The organism is Micromonospora jinlongensis (genome assembly GCF_013410645.1).
In the GTDB taxonomy this organism is placed as follows: Bacteria; Actinomycetota; Actinomycetes; order Mycobacteriales; family Micromonosporaceae; genus Micromonospora; species Micromonospora zamorensis.
The window spans coordinates 2048383-2071545 of the sequence record NZ_JACCHK010000001.1; the positions used below are offsets into that span (position 1 = coordinate 2048383).

Here is a 23163-nt window from a genome sequence, read left to right on the forward strand (position 1 = left end):
GGGCGAGGCTGGTGTGCGGCCCTCGTCGATCCCACTGATGGACAGGTGGGTGACGGTTCGTCAGGAGACGGGTTCGAGACTCCACTGACTGGTCCACCAGTTGGCGGGCGCGGCGCCGTACTGGATGCTGCCGGTCAGGTTTTCGGTATGGGCGTAGGTGCCCTTCCAACGGTTCTTCAGGCGCAGGCGGCCGTCGACGGGCTCCTGGGCCCACTGCGCCGACCAGTAGGTGCCGGGTACCGCACCGGTCTGCACGTTGCCGGTCTGGTTCTCCACGTGCAGATAGTTGCCGGTGGCACGGTTCTTGAGCCGGACGTAACCGTCGACGTTCTCGACTGCCCACTGGGCGGACTGGTCGGTGCTGGCAGCGGCGACGTACCTGGCGGTGCCGCTTCCGTCGTCCTTGACGTACTGGCCGGTCTGCCGGTTCTTCAACCGCTGGTAGGACATCGGGTAGCCGCCGTCCTTCTTGTAGACGCGCAGGTAGTCGACGCTCCAGGTCTTGGGCCAGACGTCGTTGTGCCGACCGGAGCCGGCATCGGTGTAGATGCCCATGATGAGCCCCATTGGCATGTTGGGGGCGTCGTTGATCGTTCGGTAGAGCTGGCCGTCGTAGTAGAACTTGATGTCGGTGGGCGACCACTCCATGCCGTACGTGTGGAACTCGGTGGTCGGTGACCCGCTGGGAACGGGGGCGATCGACGCGTACGAGCTGGACAGGAAGTTCGGGTCGCCCCAGCCGTGGGCGGCGATCCGCCAGTTGTTCGGCTCGTTGAAGAACGTCTCGACCATGTCGACCTCGGGGTTGCGCGAGGCGCTGGAGGTGTCCCCGGTGCCGACCAGCCAGAGCGCCTGGTGGCCGCCTCCGCCGACGTTCGACTTCTTGGCGCGCAGCTCGACGTAGCCGTACTGGAACGTGTAGCCATTGAAGTCGGGCTCGTGGTGGTTCAACGGCATCGAGCCGTTGAACTTGTGCCAGTAGTCCTTGTTGTAGGTCTGGATCGAGGAGATCTTGACCGTGCCGTCGTACTGCGGGTTCCACGCCGGGGTGTCGGCGTCGAGCCGCTGGGTGAGCACGCCGTCGGCGATGGTGTAGCGCGCCTTGGCACCGAGCTCCCGATTGGCCGGGGAGGTCCAGTGCGGCAGGTAGTAGGGCAGCCAGCGGTTCGTGTTGAGGGTGTTGACGTCGAACTCTTCGGCGAAGTCGAGGGTGTAGCCCGGCTTGGCGAGCGGGCTGGGCGGGGTGTCGTCGGCCTGCGCCGGCGGGGCGGTGACGATGCCAGCGAGGGTGACGCCGAGGATCATCGAGGTGGCTGCGGCTAGAACTTTTCGAAAGCGATGCGCCATGAGGCACTCCCGGGGGTAACGAAAGAAAAGTTCTTTCGGAATATGCCGGTGGGTGCTACCGCTGTCAAGAGCCGTCGGTGAAGAGCTCCCCGCGGACCGCGTCCCGGGCGGTCTCGACCGCGCCGATGGCCACCGCGTCATCGCCCAGCGCGGAGATCGCCAGACCTGGCAACTCGTACAGGATCTCGGCGAGGTGACGCCGCACCGGCTCCATCACCGTCTCACCGGCGCGCGCGACGCCGCCGCCCACCACGACCAACTGCGGGTCCATCGCGAGAACCATGGCGCCCACCCCTTCGGCGAGTGCCCGCGCGTAGTCGTCGACGGCCTCGACCGCGCGCCTGTCCCCCCTCCTGGCCTGTGCGAAGACCCACTCGCGGGAGTTCATGCCGGGAGCGACCCCCGCGTCGGAGAGCAGCTTGCGGGGTGCCGCCTCCCAGCCCAGGCCCGGGTGCCGGCCGATCTCTCCGGCCGCCCCCCGGCCACCGCCGAACGGTCTGCCGTCCACCAGGACGCCGACGCCGAGGCGGTGCCCGGCATGCACGTACAGGACGTGGTCGACCCCCTGCGCGGCGCCGACCCGGTGCTCGGCCAGCACCGCGAGGTTGGCGTCCTTGACGGCGCTCACCGGGCAGCCCAGACGGGCGGTGAGTTCCTTGGCCAGCGCCGTGCCGGTCCAGTCCGGAATGGCCACGCTCAGCCGCACGACACCGTCGGCGATGATGCCCGGGGAGCCGGCGCAGGCCGCCCACAACCGCGGCGCGTCGGCCGGCATCGTCCGTCGCAGCAGGTGGACAGCGGCGTCGATGCGTCCGGCCGGGTCCAGGTCCGGGTGGATGGCGGCCCGAGCGGCCGCCACCTGCGCGCCGGCGAGGTCGGCGATCCGCACCGACACCGCGTGCGCCCCGATGTCGAGGCCGGCCACGACGCCCGCGTCCGCGGCGAAGCGGTACCGCTGCGCCGGTCGCCCTCCGGTCGGAGCGTTGTCGAATCCGTCCAGGACCAGGTGTCGGGACTCCACCAGTGAGGTCAGGATGCCCTGCACGGTGGGGCGGGACAGCCCGGTCTCGCGGGCGACACCGCTGATGGTCAGCGACGGCCCCTCGTAGAGCAGCCGCAGCACACGACGCGTGTTCAGGTGCCGTAAGGCGCTCTGGTCCCCGCCTGGAAGAGCATCTCCCACGGTCATTCGCTGCCCCTTGACGTGCGTTCGTCGACGGCCCACTATAGCGAACGCAAGTTTCCTTCGAAACTACTCCTGCCCAGGGAGACCCCCATGAAATCGATGACATCAGCGAAGAGTGCGCTCAGCGCGGCCGCCGTGCTCCTCGCGCTCGGAGCGTGCGCGCCGGGCAGTTCGTCGGACGGCGAACCGGCCGCCGACGCCAACGCGGCGGTCCAGACCGGCGTACCGGCCGGACAGGTGGAACTCAACCTCATCGCCACCCCCGAGTCGGGCGCCGCCATGAAGGACATCATCCCGGCGTTCCAGGGCATGCACCCCAACGTCAAGATCAATTACGTCGACACCACGTACGACGACTACAACAAGTCGCTCAACCTTGCGTTGTCCAGCGACACCTCGCCCGACATCGTGCTGCTCAACGCGGTGGGCACCACGGTCAAGGACCAACTGATCCTCAACCTCCAGCCCTACGCCAAGGCGTACGGCTGGGAGTCGGCGTACCCGGCCGGACAGCTCAACCAGTGGCGGGTCGCCAAGGACGGCACCACCCTCGGGTCGGGCAACCTGTACGCGGCACCCGCGTCCTTCTCCCAGGTCGGTCTCTACTACAACAAGGCCAAGTTGAAGAAGCTGGGTATCGACACGGCTCCGGCCACCCTGGAGGACCTGGAGGCCGCCCTGGCCAAGGCCAAGGCCGGCGGTGAGACCCCCCTGCAACTCGGTAACAAGGAGGGCCACGCCTCCTTCCCGATCCAGCTCATCGGCCAGTCCACGGACGGTCCGGCCGCCTACGCCAAGTGGGTCTTCGGAGAGGGCGGCGCCACCTTCGACACCGCCGGGAACGCCAAGGGCGCCCAGAGCATCACCGACTGGGGTACCAAGGGGTACTACTCCAAGGACGCCAACGGCATCGACCTGCAGGGTGCGGTGGACAAGTTCACCAAGGGCGACGGCGTCTTCTTCGTGGACGGTTCCTGGGACTCGAAGAAGATCGGCGACGCACTGAAGGGCGACGCCGGCTTCGTGCCCTTCCCCGGCCCCAAGGCCACCGCGATCGGCACCTCGGTCGCGTACGGGATCTCGCGGAAGTCGAAGAACGCGCAGGCCGCCGCCGCCTTCCTGGACTTCCTGCGCGGCCCGGAGGCTGCCAAAGCCTCGTTCGCGCAGGGTTTCCTGCCCTCGGACACCTCGACGGTGACCGCCGAGCCGGGCACCATCTCCGCCGAACTGATCGCCGCCTGGAACAAGGTCAACGCCGATGACGGGCTCATCGGGTTCAACAACAACGCCACCGCGACCATGAACGACACGCTGGTCGCCGAGACCCAGAAGCTGATAGCCGGCAAGGTCGACGCCGCCACCTTCATCCGGGCCGTCCAGTCCGACTGGGCCAAGACGCATGGCTGACAGCCTCGCGAATCGCGTGACCGTCCGGGACCGTACCGTCGTCGCATCCGCGACGCCGGTGCGGACCCGGCGGTCGCGGGCGCGCCTCGTACCGCTGCTCTACACCGCACCGGCACTGCTCTTCTACGCGGCCTTCGTGATCGCGCCCTGGCTGCACAGCCTGTGGATCTCGTTCTGGGACTGGAACGGAATCGGCGTCGCCACCTGGGCGGGGCTCGACAACTACCGGGAGATCCTCGCAGACCCGGCGCTGCGGCTCTCCCTGGTCCACGCCTTCGGGCTGATCCTCTTCTACTCGGTCATCCCGATCTGTTTCGGCCTGGTGCTGGCGGCACTCGTCGCGAACGTGCCCTGGAAGGGAATGCCCTTCGTCCGTACCGTGATATTCCTGCCGCAGATCCTCCCGCTGGTCGCGGTCGGCAGCGTCTGGAAGCTGTTCTTCGACGACGACGGACCGTTCAACGCGCTGCTGCGCACGGTCGGCCTGTCCGGCTTCACCAGGGCCTGGTTGGGTGACTTCACCTGGGCGTACCCGGCGGTCGGAGTCGTCGGGACCTGGGTCTCGACCGGGCTCTGTTTCCTGCTGCTGTACTCCGGAATCGGCAAGATCGATCCGGCTCTGTACGAAGCCGCCCGGCTCGACGGCGCCCGCGCGATCCACGAGTTCTGGCACGTCACAGTGCCGGGTCTGCGCCGGGAGTTGTCGGTGGCGGCGACGGTCACCGTGATCGCCGCCCTGGCCAGTTTCGACGTCGTCTACGTGATGACCGGCGGCGGCCCCGGCGAGTCGACGATGGTGCCCGGTGTCGCCATCTACCGGCTGACCTTCACCGCGGGGGAGGTCGGCACCGCCTGTGCACTCGCCGTCGTCCTGTCCCTGTTGACCTGCGCGGTCATGTTCGCCCTGAACCGCCTCACCCGGGAGAAGACATGATCCGGTCGATGACCCGGTTGTCGCTGCTGGCTGCCACAGCCTCGGTGCTCGTCCCCTTCTACGCGATCCTCGCCGCGTCCCTGCAACCACAGGACAACCTCAGCCCGGGCCTGGCCTGGCCGTCGGACCCGCAGTGGCACAACTACGTCGACGCCTGGTCGACCGGCGGCTTCGCAGACCTCATGCGGTCCAGCCTGATCATCGCGCTCGGCGTCGTACCCCTCGCACTGGTGCTCGCGACGCTCGCCGGATACGGGCTGGCGATGATGCGGCTCCCCGTCCGAGGGCCGATCTTCGCGTTGCTCATGCTGGGTCTGGCCCTGCCGTACGAGTCGATCGTCATCCCGCTCTACTACGACCTCAAGTCGATCGGACTCCTCAACACCTACTGGGCGGTCATCCTGCCGCTCATCGGGGCGTTCATGCCGTTCGGGGTGTTCTGGATGCGTAGCCACTTCGAGTCGCTGCCGCCGGAACTCACCGAGGCCGCCGAGATGGACGGCGCGTCCAGCAGGCAGATCCTGCGCCAGGTCCTGCTGCCCACCGCCCGGCCGGCGCTCACCACCCTCGGCCTTCTCTACTTCATGTGGGCGTGGAACCAGTTCCTGCTCGCGCTGATCCTCATCCAGGACCCGGCGATGCGTACGGCGCCGTCCGGGCTCGGCAAGTTCATCCAGGCCTACGGCCGCAACATCCCGCTGCTCAGCGCCGGAACGATCATCGTCATCGTGCCAGTGGTCATCCTCTACCTCTTCTTCCAGCGCCACTTCGTCAAAGGCATCCTTTCCGGCGCCATCAAATAGGAGACACCTGATGTCCATCAAACTGGCGATCGTCGGTGCCGGAGCGCGCGGCGCGGCCTACGCACGCCTCGCCGCAGCCACCACCAGGGCCACGATCGCAGCTGTCGCCGATCCCGACCCCGCCCGTCGCATCGCCTTGGCAGACGAGTTCGACGTACCCGCGGAGCGCCGGTTCGCATCGTGGGAAGACCTCGCCGCACAGCCCCGGCTCGCCGACGCGGTGATCGTCGCGACCCCCGACCGCGCGCACGTCGAGCCGGTGGTGGCCTTCGCCGAACGCGGCTACGCGATCCTGCTGGAGAAGCCGATGGCGCCGCTGCCCGAGCAGGCGGAACGCATCGTCGCCGCGGCCGTCGACAACGACGTCCTCCTCGCCGTCTGTCACGTACTCCGGTACACGCCCTACTCCCGGACGCTCAAGCGGCTGCTCGACGCCGGGCGGGTCGGTGCGATCGTCAGCATCGACCACCTGGAGCCCGTCGGCTGGTGGCACCACGCCCACAGCTACGTGCGCGGCAACTGGGCGGTGGAGGCCGAATCCTCCTCGATGCTGCTCGCCAAGTCCTGCCACGACATCGACTGGCTCGGCCACCTCATTGGCCGGCCGGTCCGAAGGGTCTCCTCCTTCGGCGGCCTCGCCCACTTCCGGCCGGAGAACCGTCCGGCTGGAGCGACCGAACGCTGCGTCGACTGCCCGGTGGAACGATCCTGTGCCTACTCCGCGATCCGGATCTACGAACGGTTCCTCGGTGACCCCGTCCACGAGGCATGGCCGCTGGGCGTGCTCACCGACGATGTCAGCGCCGACGGCGTCCGCAAAGCCCTGGAGGACGGCCCGTACGGCGTCTGCGTCTACACAGGTCGCAACGACGTCGTCGACCACCAGGTGGTCAACCTCGAATATGAGGGCGGCACCACCGTCGCCTTCACGATGACGGCCTTCACGGCGCTCGACTTCCGCAAGACGCGAATCTTCGGCACGCTCGGCAGCATCGAGGGAGACGGCCGCACCCTGCGGGTCCACGACTTCCTCACCGACACCGTCGAGACCATCGACCTGGATCCCGACGGCGACGCCTCCGCCGCCGACGGGCACGGCGGCGCCGACGCGGCACTCATCGAGGCGTTCATCGCGGCGGTCACCACCGGTGACCGCTCACTGGTCACCTCCGGGCCTGAGGAGAGCATCTCCTCACACCGGGTCGTGTGGGCGGCAGAGCAGTCCCGCGCCACCGGCAGCGTCGTCGAGCTCATTCCCGCAAACCCGGTCTAGGGGTACGCCGCAAACCGCCGAACGACAACCCGGGGCGATCGACTCGCGGTCGCCCCGGGAGCTGGGGGCCTCTACCGACCGGTGGAACCGTCGATCAGCTCCCGCAGGATGTCGGCGTGACCGGCATGCTCACGAGCCTCATCGAACGCCGTCGCGTAGCTTGGGCTGAATGACGAGCAGCGGGCGGAACGACTCCGCCGATCACCTCGTGGTCTGCTCACGCACTGCCCTGGTCGAGCTGGCGGCGGTGTTACCGGCAACGGGCAGGTTCGTCGTCGCCCGACTTGACGGAACGAGGATGGCGGACGCGGACCTCGCCTTCTACGAGTTCTCCGACGCGCTGCTCTTCCCCGCCTACTTCGGCTGGAACTGGGACGCGTTGTCCGACTGTCTTCCTGATCTGAACTGGCTGCCCGCGGACGGGTACCTGGTGGTCGTCGACAACGTGTCCCGGATGCTGTCGAGCAGTGCAGACGACCGGAACACGCTGTTCCGGGTCCTGTCGCAGGCCGTGCGGCACTGGGCGTTTCCGGCCGGTCAGCCAGAGTTCACGGTGCTGCTGCTGTGCGACAGCGACGACGAGGCCGCGCTGTTGCGGCAGGAGATCGCTCAGGCGCTTCGTCAATCGTGACGCGCTTGGCAGGCCGGCCCGGCCAACGCTGACAGCCGGGCTCACGCCTCGATGCCGCGCTACAGGCCCATCGCGTACACCCGGACCCGGCGGCCGGTGTCCGGCTGCACCGTCTCGCGATCCAACGACATGCCCAGCTTGACCATCACCCGAGCGGACGCCTCGTTGCCGACGACGTGAATGCTGACCAGCCGCCGGAGGTCGAGTTCGGCACGAGTACGGGCGACAACCGCCTGGGCCGCCTCGGTGGCCAGGCCCCGACCCCAGTGTGTACGGCCGAGCCGCCAACCGATCTCCACCGCCGGCATGATCTCGGGCAGGAAGGTCGGCACCGCCAGTCCGGTGAAACCGGCCAGCTCACCGGTCTCCTTGATCTGAACCGCGTACAAGCCGAAGCCGTGCTCGTCCCAATGCCGCTGATAGACGGCCAGGCGCCTCGCGGTAGCGGCGCGGTCCAGGGTGTTGCCGTCATGGATGTAGCGCATCACCTCGGGCTGCGCGTTGATCGCGGCGAACCCGTCCAGGTCGTCGTCCCGGCAAGGGCGCAAGAGCAGGCGCGGAGTCTCCAGGGACGTGGCGTCGAGGGAGCTTGTCAGGTCAGACACGGTTCCTTAGTAGCACCTCGGCACCCACCGGGCGATGGGTCGCCTGGCCGGGAAGCAAGCTAGAGAAGCGTCGCGGTCTGGACGAGGTGGGCGGCAGCTCGGGATCGGCTGTGTGGTGGCCAGGCGATGACTGTGGTGACCCGTGGGGCGTCGATGACGGGGACGGCGACCACGTCGTCTTGGAGGGGCCAGCAGTTCAGCGGCCCGTCCAGCAGCTGAGCTCCATGCCATCCTCGACCGGAAAGTCGATGCTGACGTAGCCGTTGCCCGGGTCTCGGACGTAGGTCACGTAGTCGCTCATCGACGCGAACGTGGAGTCGTCGCCGACGACCAGGGCGCCCGGGGCTAGCCGGTCCTCGATCAGGCGCAGGACGGGCAGGCACATCTCCTTCCAGCCGTCGAGCAGCGCCAGGCCGATCGGGCCGTCGACCGTGCCGAGGGTGGTCAGCGCGTCTCCCTCGAGCACTGTCACGAGGTGGCTGAACCCGGCCGCCTCGATATTGGAGCGGGCCGCCTTGACCTTGGTCGCGCTGAGCTCGGTCGTGGTGACGTGCCCGATCCCGTTGTCGCGCACGGCTGCGGCGAGGTAGAGCGTCGAGATTCCGTGCGAGGTGCCGAACTCGACCACCGTCTGGGGTCGGGCCGCGCGGACCAGGGCGTAGAGCAGGTCGCCGCCGCGAGCCGAGATCGGCATGTAGACGTCTTCGAGCAGGTCGGAGCGTTCCTGGGGGGTGGCCGTCGGTGCGGGTCGGCCCGGCGAGCGCTCATCGTCGCGCTCGGCCTCGGTGAACAGCCGGGCGATCAGGTCGCGGACGGCGGGGTCGTGCAGTGTCGTCGTCATGACGGATAGGCTAGACGCAACGTTGCGTCTAGTAAAGACTCGATTCTTGTAATGTCTCGGAAGACTTGGACTCCTCACGGGAAAGACGTCTCACGGGAAGGAGCGCCTGATGCATCGCGGCAACCGGCACGGCCGGAGCGAGGCGGCCCGCGAGGCCGTGCTCCAGGCGGCGGACGACCTCGTCGCAGAGATCGGCTACGCCAAGGTCACCATCGAGGGCATCGCATCCCGGGCCGGCGTCGCCAAGCAAACGATCTACCGGTGGTGGCGTTCCAAGACCGACATCCTGGTCGACGCATTCACCGCCGACAGCGCCCAGGAGCTCACGCTGCGCGACACCGGCGCCTTCCGTACCGACCTGCGCGCCCACCTCGACGAGCTGGTCCGCTTCCTCGAGGTGTCCGACTCAGGCGCGGTGTTCCGGGCCCTGGTCGGTCAGGCCCAGCATGATCCGGAGCTGGCCGCCCGGCTGCGCGCGGAGGTTCTGCCGCAGCTGCGCGCCCGCGACCGAGTGCCGTTCGACCGGGCAGCGGCACGGGGCGAGCTGCCCGCCGAGGCCGACGTCGACCTCCTCGTCGACCAGGCGGTCGGGCCGATCCACTTCCGGGTGCTCGTGACGGGTGAACCTGTGACACCCGCACTGCTGGACGCGCTGGTCACCAGGGCAGGCCAGGGACAGCCGGGGACACCACCCAGCCAGGAACAGCCGGGCGCGGCAGACGCGGAACTCGACCGTTGAGGGCGACGTCGCCGCCGAGCAGCGCAAGGATCGGCGCGACGGCCATGTCCGGGTCGCTGTCGGCCCGGCCTGGAACAAGCAACGCACCGATGAGGTGCTGCTCGGCGTCGACGACGTGGGGATGGGCCACACCTGTGTGATGCGCTGGAACGCCCGCGACAAATGGGTGGTCTCCAAGGAGATCACCCATGAGCCACTCATCGACGACGCGACCTTCGAGCAGGCCCAAGCCATCCTGCAACAGCGGGCCGGGGAACCGGTGGACAACACGTAAGGCAGCGCACCCGCAACCCGTACGTCTTCCGCGGACTGAATTACTGCGCCGCCTGTGACCGACGGATGCAGAGCCAGTACAACCACGGCGACGCCTACTACCGCGCCGCTTCCCGCAGGAGTACGCCCTCGCCAACCAACTTGAGCATCCGAGCAACGTGTACCTGCGCGAGGACGCCCTCACCGACCCGCTCGACACCTGGCTGGCCTCCGCCTTCGCACCCCACCTCATCGAACAGAAACGATCACAGCGATGGCCGACGCCCAGCCCTTAGATCACCCGCCCGCAACCGGCACAGAAGCCCAGACGATCATCACCGAGTGCGACGCCAAGCTGGAGCGATACCGCGCCGCCCTCGACGCTGGTGCCGATCCCGCGGTCGTCACTGTTGGATCGCCCAGACACAGGCCGAACGCGCCCGCGCGGAAGCCGAACTAGGCACCATCTCGGGCACCACCCGCGCCGGATGAGCCGAGCAGAGATTTCGGCCCTGGTGACCGCGCTCGGCGACATCACCACCGTGCTCCGCGACGCCGACCGGGCCGATAAGGCCGAGGTCTACCGGCAACTCGGCCTCCGACTCACCTGCCAGACCGAAACGCAAACGGTGCGCGCCGCAGTGAATCTCAGCGCACACCGTGGGCAAATTGTTGGTGTCCGAGGGGCGACACGAACCAATGCCCCACCCCCAATGAAGCGCGTCGGTGGCGACGACATCACCCTCGCCGGGCCGTAGTGGGGCGGGCGGCGAGCCGGCCTCCTGCCAACGGTGGAGGGTCGTGTTGCGCAGCGCGCGATGCGTGGCGTTCGGCCATCCGCCGTCGAAGCAGAGGGTGTGTACGGTGGCCGCGATCAGATGCTGCCGATAGACCTCGTGGGTGGCGGCTTCGGCTGCGGCCAGGAAGCGGGTGCCCAGCATGGCGCCCTGGGCGCAGTATTAATCCTGCCCTCAGGTTGATCGGGGAGGATGAGCGCAAAAGCATCAACTGGAGGGAGCTGGCCGGCGTGCGGATCATGATCGCCGATGACGAGGCGGCCATCCGTGAGTCGCTGGAGCGGGTACTTCAGGTCGAGGGTTACGGCACCAGCACCGCCGCCAACGGTCTCGCCGTGCTCGACGGGATCGGTGCCGCAACGCCGGATCTGCTGATCCTCGACGTGATGATGCCCCGCCTCGGCGGGTTGGAGACCTGCCGGCGGTTGCGGGCGGCGGGTCGGGATCTGCCAGTGCTGATGCTGACCGCCCGGGATCAGGTCTCCGACCGGGTCGCGGGGCTGGACGCGGGCGCCGACGACTACCTGCCCAAGCCGTTCGCCACCGAGGAGTTGCTGGCCCGGGTCCGGGCTCTGCTGCGCCGCCGCGCGCCGGGCGACGACGAGTCGCAGATCCTTTCGTTCGCCGACGTCCGGCTCGATCCGGACAGGTTCGAGGCGTGGCGCGGTGGGCGGCCGCTGCATCTGACCCGGACCGAGTTCTCCCTGCTACAGGTTCTCGTGCGCAACGCGACCCGGGTGTTGACCCGCGACGCGCTGTTCGAGGCGATCTGGGGGTTCGACATGAGCACCACCGCCAACAACCTTCAGGTGTACGTGAGCTATCTGCGCCGCAAGATGGAGGCCGAGGGTGAGCCGCGATTGATTTACACGCTGCGCGGCCTGGGGTACACGCTGCGGGAGACTCCTCCGTGAACAGGCCCGCCTGCTGGGAACCGCGTCGGCTGATCCGATGGTGGCGTCGGCGGTCCCTGCGGACCAGGCTGACGGTGATCGCGGCAACGGCCATCGCGGTCAGCGTGTTCCTGGCCTTCCAGGTGGCCAGCGAGCTGCTGGACTCGGAGCTGCAGGACAACGCCGAGGATCAGCTACGCGCGGACTCCCGCGTCCTGGCGACGACGATGGAGCACACCGGTCTGGCGCAGGTCCAGCTACCGCCGTATCCCGGATCCGGTCGGCTGGTGCGGGTCATCCTGCCCGACGGTTCGACCCGGACGCCGGCCGGCCAACCCGCGCTGCCCCCCGTCAGCGGGCACGCGTGGCGCGTGGCGCAGGGCGCGTCAGCCGACCTGATGGAGTCGAACGACAGCGACGACGACGGCTACCTCATCTACACGCTGCGGGCGGGCGACGGCGCGGTCCAGGTGGCCCGCAACAACGACGACAGCCCGATCAACCGGTTCGGTTTGGGCATGCTGCTGATCGGACTGCTCTGCGTGGCCGGGGGCGCCCTCGTCGGGCGGACCGTGGCGCGGACCGGGCTGGCGCCGATCGACCGGCTGACTGCCGCCGCGGTTCGTGTCGCGCAGACCAGGGACCTCGACGCCGACATCCCGGACGAGGGCGGCGGGGAGATCCGACGGCTGATCCAGTCAATCAACGACATGCTCGCCGCGCTCCGGGACTCCCGGCGGGCCCAGCGGCTGCTCGCCGAGGACGCCGCCCACGAACTCAAGACCCCGCTCACCAGCCTGCGCCTCAACGTTGAGCTGCTGATCCGGCTCGATCGGCGCGGCACCCTGGACAGCGCACTGCCGGCGGAGAGCCGGACCCGGCTGCTCAACGATCTGGGCGCCCAGGTGGCCGAGTTGAGCACCCTTGCCGCCGAGCTGACCGACCTGGCGCGCGGCGACGTCAGCGACGAGAGCACCGAGCTGCTCGATGTCGCCGACGTGGTGGTGGCCGCCGCGACCCGGGCGCGTTCCCGCGTGCCCGACATCGAGGTCGCGCTCGACGTGACCTCCGTGTGGGTGGGCGGGCGTCCCGCTGCGCTGCAGCGGGCGGTGCTCAACCTCATCGACAACGCCGGCAAGTGGTCCCCCGCTGACCAGCCGGTCCAGGTCCGGTTGCGTGCCGAGGGCGCGTCGGCGGTCCTCGAGGTCGACGACGCCGGGCCGGGCATCGACGCCGCCGACGTACCGCGGGTGTTCGACCGGTTCTACCGTGCCGAAAGCGCCCGGGCGCTGCCGGGATCAGGTCTGGGGCTGTCGATCGTGCAGCGGGTCGTCGACGCCCACGCCGGCCGGGTCACCGTCGCCCGGTCCGCACGCGGTGGCGCGCTGCTGCGGATCATCCTTCCGGCCGCCGCCCCGCCCGCTCGGATCACGCTGGCCATCGCGGGGGTGGACACGGTGGCGCGCTGACCCGCTGCGGTACGGCGCCGGGACCGCCACAGCGCGCGATGCCCGGACCCGCCGCCGCGGGCGGCGCGGGACAAGGGCGTCGGACACGGTGACGGCCGCCGGGCCATGACACAGATCCGGGACGGGCAGGAGCCCGTCCCGGATCTCGACTGTGCCGCCGCGCTCACCGTTGCGGCGCGGGCCCCTCCACGAGCGGCCGTTGATCGTCCGGCAGCTCCACCGGTCGGGACAACCGGCTCGGCCACCACATCCGCCGGCCGATCAGCAGGGTGAGGGCGGGCACCAGGACCGACCGCACCAGCAAGGCGTCGAGCAGCACGCCGAAGGCGACCAGGAACCCGACCTCGATCAGCATCACCAGCGGAAGTGAGGCGAGGACCGCGAACGTGGCCGCCAGGACCAGGCCTGCCGAGGTGATGACACCACCGGTGGCGGAGAGGGCTTTGAGCATGCCCGCTCGGGTGCCGAGGCGTACGGTCTCCTCCCGTGCCCGGCTGGCCAGGAAAATGTTGTAGTCGATGCCGAGCGCCACCAGGAACAGGAATGCCAGCAGCGGCACCGAATAGTCGACGCCCTTGAACCCGAGGATCGTGTCGAAGACGAAAACGCTGCCGCCGAAGGCTGCCGCGAATGAGACGATCACGGTCGCCATCAGGACCAGCGGGGCCACGATCGCTCGGAGCAGGAGCCCGAGGACGATCAGGACGACGGTGAGCACCAGCGGGATCACCAGCTTCTCGTCGCGAGTGGTGGTGACCTCGGTGTCCAGGTTCTCCGCGCTCGGCCCGCCGACGATCGCCTCCGCCCCGTTCACCGCGTGCACGGCGGTACGCACCCGCTTGATCGTGTCGTACTCCGCGGCGGTGTCCGGCGCGTCGGTCGGGAACACGGAGATGTCGGCCCAGCCTCCGCTGGTCTGCCCCGGGACGGCCAGGGCCACACCGCGAGTGCCCTGGACGATGTCGAGCACCCGTTCCTGGTGCGCCGGCCGTGTGAAGATCGTCATCGGCTGGCCGCCGAGCTCCGGGAAGTGCTGGCGGAGGACGGTGAAGCCGGTGACCGACTCCGGCGCGGACAGGAACTGGTCCTGCTCCCGCAGGGCGCCGGTGTTGCCCGCCAGGCCGATGGCGAGCACGCCGAGGACTCCGAGCGAGCCGAGCGTCGCCACCCACCGGCGGCGACTGATGGCGGTGCCGAGCCGTCCCCACAGCCCCGGCTTCTCCTGGACGGCCGTGTTGAACCGCGGGATGGCCGGCCAGAAGATCCGCCTGCCGAGCACCACGAGCACCGCCGGGAACAGCGTCAGCATGGCCACCAGCGCGCACAGGATGCCGGCCGCGCCGATCGGGCCCAACCCGCTGGTGCTGTTCAGGTCGGCGACGAGCAGGCAGAGCAGGCCGGCGATCACGGTGGCCGCGGACGCGACGATGGCCGGCGCCGCGCCGCGCAGCGCGTGGACCATCGCGACCCGCACGTTCTCGTGGTGGTGCAGTGTCTCGCGATACCGGGCGATGAGTAACAGCGCGTAATCCGTGCCGACGCCGAATACCAGGATCGTCAGCAGCGCCGAGTTCTGGTCGTTGATCACGATGCCGAAGCCCTTGACGAGCAGGTAGACGGTCGCCATCGCGGTCAGTGCGGCCGCGCCCACAGCCATCAGCGGGATGAACCACAACACCGGGCTGCGGTAGGTGAGGATCAGCAGGAGCGTGACGACGACGACGGTGGTGAGGAAGACCTGCAGGTCGATGCCGTCGAAGACGGCGTCCATGTCGCCGTCGACCGCGGCGGGTCCGGTCACGTCGAGTTCCAGGCCAGCGGGGCGGTCCTTCGCAGCCTCGCGCAATGGGCCGACGAGGGTCTCCGGTACGCCGTAGGTCGTGCTCACGTCGAGGGTGAACATCATCGCCGTGCCGTCGGCGGAGGGTCTCGTCGGTGGGCCAGCGTCGTCCTCGCCGCCCGCCGCCGTCGCCTTCGGCGCGTACCGCTTGGCAAGGGTGTTGTGGTGGCGCTCGACCGACGCGCGGTCGGCGTCGGTCATGCCGCCGGAGCGGTGGTACACGAAGACGAACGTGTTGTCCTCACCGCCGGGGAGGCTGTCCTCCAGCACCGCCACCTTGGTGGACTCGGCGCTGGCCGGCAGGGTGTCCACGGCTCTGTCGGTGGTTACCGAGCTCAACTTCCCACTCAACGGCACCATGACCGCCGCCAGCGCCACCCACAACCCGATCACCAACCACGGCACCCACCGGCCTGCCAAGCGACCGGCCGGCGCTTCCCCGGGCGGCGCTGCCTTGACTGCCATCACTAGCTTCCTCCATACGGTCAGTTCGCTCATCCGATGCCGACTTCGTACCGAGCGAATCTGAGACGACCGTTAATGCGCCGCTCAGGCCGGGTGGCCAACACCACGGCTTCTGCTGATCGACAGCGCCGAACTGATGTGGCTCTCCGACGCGGCAGCGTGGTGCCGTTGGGGTCGGTGGATGAGCATCCACGGGATCGTCCGCGCGGAGCTGCGCTCTTGTCGCCCACCGAAGGTGGCCGGCGAACGCCAAGCCCGGGTTGCCAGAGTCGCCCGAAGTCGAACACCACCGGGCACAATCCCTCGGTGGTGTTCGACTTCGGTATCGCGGGTTACCAGCCGGGTTGGCTCAACGGGGCCGACATCGGACGGCTTCCTGCTGCGGTGGCGCGATGACGTCCCCGCCGTGTTGGCGGCCCGGTGCGGGCAGCGGCTTGAGGCGGTAGAGCTCCTCGAGTGGGCCGGCGACGACCTGGCGGCCGGTACCGTGACCGTGGGCCTGAGATTCACGGACGGCTGGCTGACCGTCTACAACGCCCTGGACGAGAACGGGCTCGGGTTCGGCGACCTCCCGCCGGAGTAACGCCGACATCGCCTGGGATGAGCACACCACGGCAAGGTGTTCGTCCTTGCTGTCGAACCCCGCGGCCCGCGCAAAACCACCCGTTGCGCTCGCGGGTCCACCCCACTCACCAGCCCACGGCTCAACAGGAACCGCTTCTCCGCGGTGAGATCGTCCGCGCCCGCCCGTCAGAATCAGGCTGAGCCCGGAGACCTGGTTGGACTGTCCTCGATCTGGGCGGGAGCGGCCTTGGATGCGCCGGTCGTTGGGGCGTACCGCTGCTGTGTCGCCCAGAGCGCGAGCAGGCGCAGGTTGTCGTGTGAGCTGCTGCCGGGATCCGTGGTGTAGATGAAGAGCGTCTGGTCATCGTCGCCGGGTAGTGCCAGCGCCTCGTATCGGATGGTCATCGGTCCCACTGCGGGGTGGACCATGTGCTTGGTGCCGTGGGTCCGCTCGTGCACCCGGTGGTTGTGCCACCACGTACGGAACTGCGGGCTCTTGATGGTCAGCTCGCCGACGAGTTCGTTGAGCTGCGGGTCGTCGGGGTTACGGCCGGCGTAGAGGCGCAGCGTGCCCACGACGTCAGCCGCCACGGTGGCCCATTCGGGGTAGACCTCGCGGGCGCCGGGGTCGAGGAGGACCCAGCGCGTGTAGTTGCGCTCGCGGGGTGGCAGTTGGGTCCAGTCGGTGAGGAGGGCGCGGGCCAGCAGGTTCGACGCGAGGATGTCGGTGCGGCGCCCGACGATGAAGGCCGGGTGGTCCACCATCGAGGCGATCATCTGGTGCATCGCCGGCCGGACCCGCTGGCCCGGCACCTGCCCGGCGCGGTGCCGGGCCGGCCGGGCCAGGTCGACAAGGTGAGCCCGGGCGGCCGCGTCGAGTTGGAAGACACGGCCCAACGCGTCGATGACCGCCTCCGACGGACTGCTGTGGCGACCCTGTTCGAGTCGGCTGTAGTAGTCGACGCTCACCCCGGCGAGCTGAGCCACCTCCTCCCGGCGCAGGCCGCGGACGCGTCGCCCCGGCAAGGGGAGGATTCCCGCTGCCTCCGGCGTCGTGTCAGCCCGGCATTTGCGCAGGAAGACGGCCAGTTCTGTGCGTCGCACCATGTCGCCAATGATGGCGCGCGCGGCGGGCCGCGCCCAGGGGTTGGGTGGGCATGTCGTTCCCAGGTACGGCTGGGCCTGGCCAGAGGTGTTCGGCTCGACCGCCCGGCAGCAGCATGAAATGCGTTTCCGGCAGGGCGCGAGCGCTGCCACTCCAGTCACAAGGAGAACACCGATGTCGTACCCCACCACCCGACCCGCCACCTGGTTCGTCACGGGCACCTCCCGGGGCCTCGGGCTGGAGTTGGTCAAGCAGCTCCTCGAGCGCGGTGACAACGTCGCGGCGACGACCAGGTCGGCTGAGCGTCTCGACGCGGCCCTCGGATCCGTGGACCGGGCCCGGCTGCTGCCACTTGAGTTGAACCTCGCGGACGAGCCGGCGGTCGCGGCGGCGATCCGCTCCACCACCGACCGTTTCGGCGCGATCGACGTGGTCGTGAACAACGCCGGCTACGGCTTCCTCGCCGCCATCGAGGAGGTCACCGACGCCGACGCCCGGCAGATGTTCGACGTGCAGATCTTTGGGCTCTGGAACGTTCTTCGTGCGGTGCTGCCGTCCCTGCGCGCCCAGCGCAGTGGTCACATCATCAACATCTCCTCGGTCCTCGGTCTGACCTCCTTCCCGGGCTGGGGTCTCTACTGCGCCGGAAAGTACGCCCTCGAAGGGCTGACCGAGTCACTGGCTGCGGAAGTCGGCGATTTCGGCGTGCAGGTCAACCTCGTGGAGCCCGGCTACATGCAGACCGATTTTCTGCGTACGCACTCCCTTGGCCTGCCGCCGACCACCGTGTCCGGCTACGAGTCGATCCGGGAGATGACCGAGGCGCACCTGGCGATGCCGGGCACCCAGCTCGGTGACCCCGTCCGAGCCGCAACCGCCATCATCGAGGTGGCGGTCTCGGGTAAGGCTCCTCTGCACCAACTGCTCGGCTCGGACTCCTACTCGCTGGTCAAGGCCCGGATCGATGCGCTGACCTCCGACGTGGAGGCGGGCCGCGAGCTGGCGTACACGACGGACATCCCGCAGCACAGCTGAGGGCTCTCCGCGGCCTCTTGGCGTTGCCCGGCCTGGTCTCACCGTCCAGGCCGGGCCCGCCGCCGCCGTTCAGCCGGTGACGAGGTCAAACTTCTCCCACTTACAACTCCCAACGACATGATGTTGGGCGTAACCCGGGATGTGAGAGTCGTTCTCTCCGAACGTGAGGAGGGGTGAGCAGCCGCCGTGGATCGTCTCGGACGGCCTCCGGGCCGAGATCGCGCCGCTGCTGCCGCCACGATCGCCGACCTGCTCGGCGCGCGGATCCGAGCCGGTGCGGTGGTACTCGAAATCGGCAGCGGACGTGGCACCACGGCCCTACAGGTGGCCACCCGGTCCGCCCCACCGCCTCGTCGCCGGTGCAGGCGCTCGGGAACATCGTCACCGTGCTCCGCGACGCCGACCCCGCCGACAAAGCCGAGGTCTACCGGCAACTCGGCCTTCGGCTGTACTACCAGCCTGAAACGCAAACGGTGCGCGCTGCAGTGGATCTCAGCGCGCACCGTGGGGCAATGGTTTGTGTCCGAGGGGGGATTCGAACTCTTGTACGCATCACATGCGCACCATTCTGGGGTGCACATGCTCATAGGTTACGGTACGGCTAGGACTAGCTCAATACTGGCCGCCATAACCATGTGTAAGTGTACAGCCGACAAGTTGGACTCAGTCCGCCACGGCCTCACTGTCTGACATCGGCGGGCCACCACGAGAGCCGTTTTGCACGCTGGCGAACTCTCAGTCGACTGGCTTTCGTGGCAAGCCATATCGTTCGCGTTCTTCACTGTTGAGCGCACGGGGCTCACTGCCTTCAGCCGGAACCTGCGCAGGGTTATTGCATACATCCCAGCTCATGATCGTGCCGTCGTCGTAGGCGATGATGAGGGCGTCTTGCCACGACAGGCTGCGCACTACCCAACGAGGTATGTCAAGTACGCCAAGAGGCCGTCCCTCCTGAGCGCGCCAGATGTAGAGCATGTAGTCATCGCTGATGGTCGCGAGACGGTGCCCGTCGGTTGCCCAGGTGAGGTGTTCGATGTTGCCCGTATGGCCGAGACAGCGCGAGCGGACTTGCTTCTGCGCTACGTTCCAGATTTGAACGTGGTTGCCGACGGCGGCGGCGAGTCTGGTGGAGTCATCCGACCAGGCCAGGGCTGCGAACTCGTCGGGCCCTTCGGTTCGCCATTGGTGGACGAGGGTGTAGTCGTCTCCTCGCCACAAGCTCACGTTGTGTTTGCCGGCGACTGCAGCTATGAGGCTTGAATCCGGGGACCAGGCAATCGTTCCTGTGCTGTCTTCGCCTCCGTCGAGAACTGCTAGGCGCTGCGCTTTGGCCACGTCCCAGACTGAGAGAGCGGGTGGTGTTCTGCCGAAGAAGCAATGCGTATGGACAGTCAGCCGTGAGCCGTCGCCGGACCAGGCGAGTCCATAAACCCACGGAAGTGGCATCGATGTCGTTACGTGTCTCGGAGTTTGTCGCGGTTGCGCGCCCCACTGAATCCGAGAGACACCTGACCGCGCGTCCCACACGGTGACCTGCTCTTGCATCGCGGTGGCAACCAGGTCACCTAGTGGTGAAAACGCGATCGACAGGCAATCGTCGTCCCCGAGCCGCAGTGGCGGCGTCACCTCATCCGCTTCGATGATCTCTGGCGTCGTTCCGGTCCGCTTTACAGCGGCGCGTTTGAGGTCCGGCGACCAAGAAATCTCTCGCAGGCTTCCGGTGGGCAGGCGGCGGAAGTTTCGGCCAGTGACGTCCCAGATCTCGACGTTGTGAAATGAAGTTCCCAAGCCTATTCGTTTACCATCCGAGGACCAGGCAATTGTGCTGATCTGATGTGGGCGTGCCCGCCGCTCAACGGTCCGGCCGCTGCCGACGTCGATCAGAGCCACGCGGTTATGGTCTCGTGTCCGACGCAAGGCGTACGCGATGACATCCTCGACGGGTGACCATGCCATGGCTTCGGTCAAGCCGGGCGGTGCGCTTTCGGCGGCCTGGCCGGTGTCAGTGTTGTAGATCCACAGCGTGCGACGTTTCGATGCGAGGATCTCAGTGCGGCGCATTGTGAACGCCGGAGCGGCTGAAACGGCGAGTCGGATTCCGTCGGGCGCCCAACACAACACCGCGTCCGACCAAGCTACCTGCTGTCGCAGGACCTCAAACACCTGCTCGCCGATGCTGACCACGAGCAGCAGGTCATCAGAGGCGATGGCCAGCCGGTCACCCTGCGGGGACCATGCTGTGGCGCGAACGTGTGCGGCCGGGATGCTGGTGACCAACTGTGGGACGTCGTCGTCTAAGCGGCAGACGTCAACGGTCCGGTAGTCGAACTGGCCCGCGAAACAGACATCGTCGCGCCACGAGAATGAGTCGAGCGATGCTGCAAAACTCCCCCTTCGGCTGCCCAGGGTGCAGCCATCCGCGACGCGCCAGAGCGTGGCACCTCGATCGTGCCCGGTGAGGGCGAGGGTGCCGCTGGCACTCAGCAGTGTGTGCCCGTACCCATCCCGGTCAGCGGCAAAGGTGACCTCGGCAAGGCAACCGGCGTCGTCCCAGGTGCAGACGCGTCCCGTCTTGTCGGCGGTGCGCAGGCCCTGATTGTCGGGCAACCAGACTCCGGAGGTGATGCCGGTGGTGTGCCCTATGGTGAGGTGCCGTGTTCGCGAGGTTGCGGTCAGGGCCCAGCGCGTCGTCGTTGCTGCCGGGGTGGGTGGCAACTCGTGTAGCGCGGTGTGGGCCAGTGCCACGGCCAACTCAGGATCCTGCCGGCGCACCTGTTGCGCCAGCTCGGCGATCCGTTCGGACTGTCGGACGCGGTCCTGGTGGTCGGACTCTCGGGAGGCGTCGAGCAGGTGTCGGGCTGTGGTGGAGAGGGGTGCCTCGGCTGCCAGCGCGAGGGCATCGGCGAGGGTTCGGCCGCGCAAGAGGTCGTCGGTGTGTGGGTCCGCTTGCCATGCTGTCGCGCGGTGCTCGAGCCGGGTGATGCGGTGCAGGCGCTCCTCGTTGGCGCTGATCAGCGAGGCGAGTCGGCGCCACTGGCGGAACAGGGCGTCGTGGGTCAATTCGAGGCAGGTGCCGTCCTCGACGTCGATGATCAGACGGGCCGCCCTGAACTCTTCAAGGATGTGGGCGGCGGTGGTATCGAGGTCGGCTCGGCGGATCGTCCGTCGTACGGTTTCTTTACCTTCCAAGCCGACGGCGTGCAGCAGAGCAGAGTCGACGGCGTGTTGGGGGTACCGCTCGGTGAGGGATTCGTAGATCTGCTCCGCGTGAGCTGCGATGGCACCACCCACCTCCCCCGCCTGTTCGTACTGAGCCACCGTGATGTGTTGGCGATCGGACTGCAGGTGCAGACGTTGCAGCAGGTGACTGAGCAGGGGAAGCGCGTCACCGACCGTGGCGTCGGCGGTCATGCGGTCGATGAGGTCGTCCTCGAACGTGAGTCCGGCAGCCCGGGCAGGTCCCGCGATGGCCTGTCGGATGCGGGCCGGATCCAGCAGACCGATGGCCACCGGCCGGGTGATGAAGCCGGCCTGCTGATCGGTGAGCCGGCGGCGGAACTCGGGCCGGATAGCCACCAGCAGGCGCAGTTCCGGCAGCACCGTCAGCGTTCGGGTCAGCAGGCTCCACCCCTGGGCTCGGTCGTGCTCGCCGGTCATCGTGTACAGGTCTTCGGCCTGGTCGACAACGAGCAGCACAGGGCCGCGGGCGGCGGCGAGGAAGCTTGGCACAACCTGGAGTGGAGCTTCCGGAGAGGCGGCCTCCTCGCGCAGCAGTCGCGCCGTCTCCAGCACAGCCTTTGGGCCATCCGCTAGAGCCGCGGCGAGGCTCATAAACGGGTCGGCGGCCGGACGTAATGGACCCACTACGGTCCAACGCCGTGGTAGTCGAGCGAGAACACCCGCGCGGATCAGCGAGGACTTGCCCACCCCCGACGGGCCGACGACCGTAACTATCCGGGTCGCCGGCGCCGGCCCCGAGCGCTCCAGTCGGTTCAGTACGTCCCTTGCTTCGCGGTCGCGCCCAAAGAAGACACCCGCGCGCTCTGCCGTGAACGGCGCGAGACCAGGGTATGGGCTTTCCGCGCCGCGCCACGTCACCGCTGTGCGGCGATGGACGAAGAAGCGCCAGCTGAGCCACAGGACGACGCAGAGTGGGAGCCACAGGTAGGCGTAGTCAAGGGCAAACCGCCACGGCCCACGCCAGCTGTCCGTTCGCGCCGTGACGATGTTGATAGCCAGACCGACGGCAATCGTGCCCAGCAGGGCACCGGACTCGCGACGGTACTCCCTTAGTGCCCGCCCCACATGGTCATCGCACTACGAGAAGGCACTGCTCGCCAGCGCGTGGCGGATAGCCGACAGAGACACCAACCAAGGCCGGGACTGGACTCACACCCGGACGTAGCCAAGCTCGGATCTGGGTCTGTGGATCTATGGGTGTGTCCGGCCTGACCTGCCGGGCGATGCGCCTGGCGAGGAGGGGTGCCGTGATGACCGCGACATGAATGATGTGACCGATCGACGAAGCTGTCGCGACGATCCTGCACATCAGCGGCCTGGGCAAAGCCACGCCGCTGACTCCTTGCCCCACCCGTTGTCCTCGGTGCGCCGAGAAGACGAGCGCCACAGCTGATTCAGACCGCAACGGCCTGCTTCAATGACCCAGGCCGATGGAACGATCATCGGGTGGCAGACGACCTGGAGGCAGCAGTCCGGGCATGAGGTCGCGCGGTCAGCAGTCACCGACGGGCAGGGGGAAGCCGCCCGGATCGTCGCCGCCGCGAAGACCGGCGTGGTCGCGGCCCGGAAACGTCTCGCCAATGCGACCGTTGCAGCGACCCGCAACGGAATGCGCCAGGTAGACATCGTGCGGGCGACTGGGTACACCCGCGAACGCGTTCGGCAGATCCTTCGAGCCAACGGCGTCGAGGCCGACTGATCCGGGCCGCCCAGGTGCCGAGCATCCAACGTACGGCT

The 23163-nt window shown here is 68.2% G+C and carries 19 protein-coding genes; 11 read left to right on the forward strand and 8 right to left on the reverse strand.

The genetic code is table 11. The annotated features are described in order from the left end of the window. Nucleotides 1–60 precede the first annotated feature (60 nt). Together HNR22_RS08690 and HNR22_RS08695 are read right to left on the reverse strand one after the other, a co-directional pair. The gene (locus tag HNR22_RS08690) at nt 61–1347 is read right to left on the reverse strand and encodes a family 16 glycosylhydrolase (protein ID WP_179779922.1); all 1287 of its coding nucleotides are present in this window, start codon (nt 1345–1347) and stop codon (nt 61–63) included. Nucleotides 1348–1411: 64 nt separating this feature from the next. Further along, nucleotides 1412–2536, reverse strand: coding sequence for an ROK family transcriptional regulator (locus HNR22_RS08695; protein WP_179779923.1), 1125 nt, complete (start codon nt 2534–2536; stop codon nt 1412–1414). Nucleotides 2537–2632: 96 nt separating this feature from the next. On the opposite strand from HNR22_RS08695, the gene HNR22_RS08700 reads away from it, so the two are divergent. From HNR22_RS08700 to HNR22_RS08725, 5 genes are all read left to right on the forward strand, one after another. Beyond that, nucleotides 2633–3940 (forward strand): ABC transporter substrate-binding protein, encoded by a 1308-nt coding sequence (locus HNR22_RS08700; RefSeq protein WP_179779924.1) that lies wholly within the window; start codon nt 2633–2635, stop codon nt 3938–3940. Nucleotides 3941–3956: 16 nt separating this feature from the next. Then, on the forward strand, nt 3957–4874 hold the full coding sequence (locus tag HNR22_RS08705) for a carbohydrate ABC transporter permease (RefSeq protein WP_343059741.1): 918 nt from the start codon (nt 3957–3959) through the stop codon (nt 4872–4874). Between the two features lie 8 nt (nt 4875–4882). Continuing rightward, nucleotides 4883–5677 carry a carbohydrate ABC transporter permease gene (locus tag HNR22_RS08710; protein ID WP_246380763.1) on the forward strand — a complete coding sequence of 265 codons (795 nt, stop codon included), beginning with the start codon at nt 4883–4885 and terminating at the stop codon, nt 5675–5677. A gap of 10 nt (nt 5678–5687) precedes the next feature. Continuing rightward, nucleotides 5688–6950, forward strand: a complete 1263-nt coding sequence (locus tag HNR22_RS08715; RefSeq protein ID WP_179779927.1) for a Gfo/Idh/MocA family protein — start codon at nt 5688–5690, stop codon at nt 6948–6950. Between the two features lie 169 nt (nt 6951–7119). After that, nucleotides 7120–7581: a barstar family protein gene (locus tag HNR22_RS08725; protein ID WP_179779929.1), complete on the forward strand. Its 462-nt coding sequence runs from the start codon at nt 7120–7122 to the stop codon at nt 7579–7581. 59 nt (nt 7582–7640) lie between these two features. Here HNR22_RS08725 and HNR22_RS08730 read toward each other — a convergent pair whose 3' ends face one another. Beyond that, complete coding sequence (locus tag HNR22_RS08730; RefSeq protein ID WP_179779930.1) at nt 7641–8186, reverse strand: GNAT family N-acetyltransferase; 546 nt, start codon at nt 8184–8186, stop codon at nt 7641–7643. Nucleotides 8187–8382: 196 nt separating this feature from the next. Then, nucleotides 8383–9027 carry an O-methyltransferase gene (locus HNR22_RS08735; RefSeq protein ID WP_179779931.1) on the reverse strand — a complete coding sequence of 215 codons (645 nt, stop codon included), beginning with the start codon at nt 9025–9027 and terminating at the stop codon, nt 8383–8385. Nucleotides 9028–9136: 109 nt separating this feature from the next. On the opposite strand from HNR22_RS08735, the gene HNR22_RS08740 reads away from it, so the two are divergent. Both HNR22_RS08740 and HNR22_RS08745 read left to right on the forward strand, forming a co-directional pair. Beyond that, complete coding sequence (locus tag HNR22_RS08740; RefSeq protein WP_179779932.1) at nt 9137–9766, forward strand: TetR/AcrR family transcriptional regulator; 630 nt, start codon at nt 9137–9139, stop codon at nt 9764–9766. Nucleotides 9767–9860: 94 nt separating this feature from the next. Beyond that, the gene (locus tag HNR22_RS08745) at nt 9861–10040 is read left to right on the forward strand and encodes a recombinase family protein (protein ID WP_179779933.1); all 180 of its coding nucleotides are present in this window, start codon (nt 9861–9863) and stop codon (nt 10038–10040) included. A 382-nt stretch (nt 10041–10422) separates the two neighbouring features. On the opposite strand, the gene HNR22_RS08750 is transcribed toward HNR22_RS08745, so the two are convergent. Continuing rightward, nucleotides 10423–10959 carry a hypothetical protein gene (locus HNR22_RS08750; RefSeq protein ID WP_179779934.1) on the reverse strand — a complete coding sequence of 179 codons (537 nt, stop codon included), beginning with the start codon at nt 10957–10959 and terminating at the stop codon, nt 10423–10425. A 95-nt stretch (nt 10960–11054) separates the two neighbouring features. On the opposite strand from HNR22_RS08750, the gene HNR22_RS08755 reads away from it, so the two are divergent. Together HNR22_RS08755 and HNR22_RS08760 are read left to right on the forward strand one after the other, a co-directional pair. Next, nucleotides 11055–11729, forward strand: coding sequence for a response regulator transcription factor (locus HNR22_RS08755; RefSeq protein WP_179783469.1), 675 nt, complete (start codon nt 11055–11057; stop codon nt 11727–11729). 74 nt (nt 11730–11803) lie between these two features. Beyond that, the gene (locus tag HNR22_RS08760) at nt 11804–13177 is read left to right on the forward strand and encodes a HAMP domain-containing sensor histidine kinase (protein ID WP_343059743.1); all 1374 of its coding nucleotides are present in this window, start codon (nt 11804–11806) and stop codon (nt 13175–13177) included. 163 nt (nt 13178–13340) lie between these two features. On the opposite strand, the gene HNR22_RS08765 is transcribed toward HNR22_RS08760, so the two are convergent. Then, nucleotides 13341–15482: an MMPL family transporter gene (locus tag HNR22_RS08765; RefSeq protein ID WP_179779936.1), complete on the reverse strand. Its 2142-nt coding sequence runs from the start codon at nt 15480–15482 to the stop codon at nt 13341–13343. A 756-nt stretch (nt 15483–16238) separates the two neighbouring features. Then, a complete protein-coding gene (locus HNR22_RS08770; RefSeq protein WP_179779937.1) occupies nt 16239–17153 on the reverse strand; it encodes a helix-turn-helix transcriptional regulator in 915 nt (304 codons plus the stop codon). Between the two features lie 172 nt (nt 17154–17325). On the opposite strand from HNR22_RS08770, the gene HNR22_RS08775 reads away from it, so the two are divergent. Next, on the forward strand, nt 17326–18186 hold the full coding sequence (locus tag HNR22_RS08775; protein ID WP_179779938.1) for an SDR family NAD(P)-dependent oxidoreductase: 861 nt from the start codon (nt 17326–17328) through the stop codon (nt 18184–18186). A gap of 735 nt (nt 18187–18921) precedes the next feature. On the opposite strand, the gene HNR22_RS08780 is transcribed toward HNR22_RS08775, so the two are convergent. Further along, nucleotides 18922–22491 (reverse strand): NACHT and WD repeat domain-containing protein, encoded by a 3570-nt coding sequence (locus tag HNR22_RS08780; RefSeq protein WP_179779939.1) that lies wholly within the window; start codon nt 22489–22491, stop codon nt 18922–18924. A 352-nt stretch (nt 22492–22843) separates the two neighbouring features. Here HNR22_RS08780 and HNR22_RS08785 point away from each other — a divergent pair, with 352 nt between their 5' ends. Next, a complete protein-coding gene (locus tag HNR22_RS08785) occupies nt 22844–23125 on the forward strand; it encodes a hypothetical protein (protein WP_179779940.1) in 282 nt (93 codons plus the stop codon). The last annotated feature ends 38 nt before the right edge of the window (nt 23126–23163 follow it).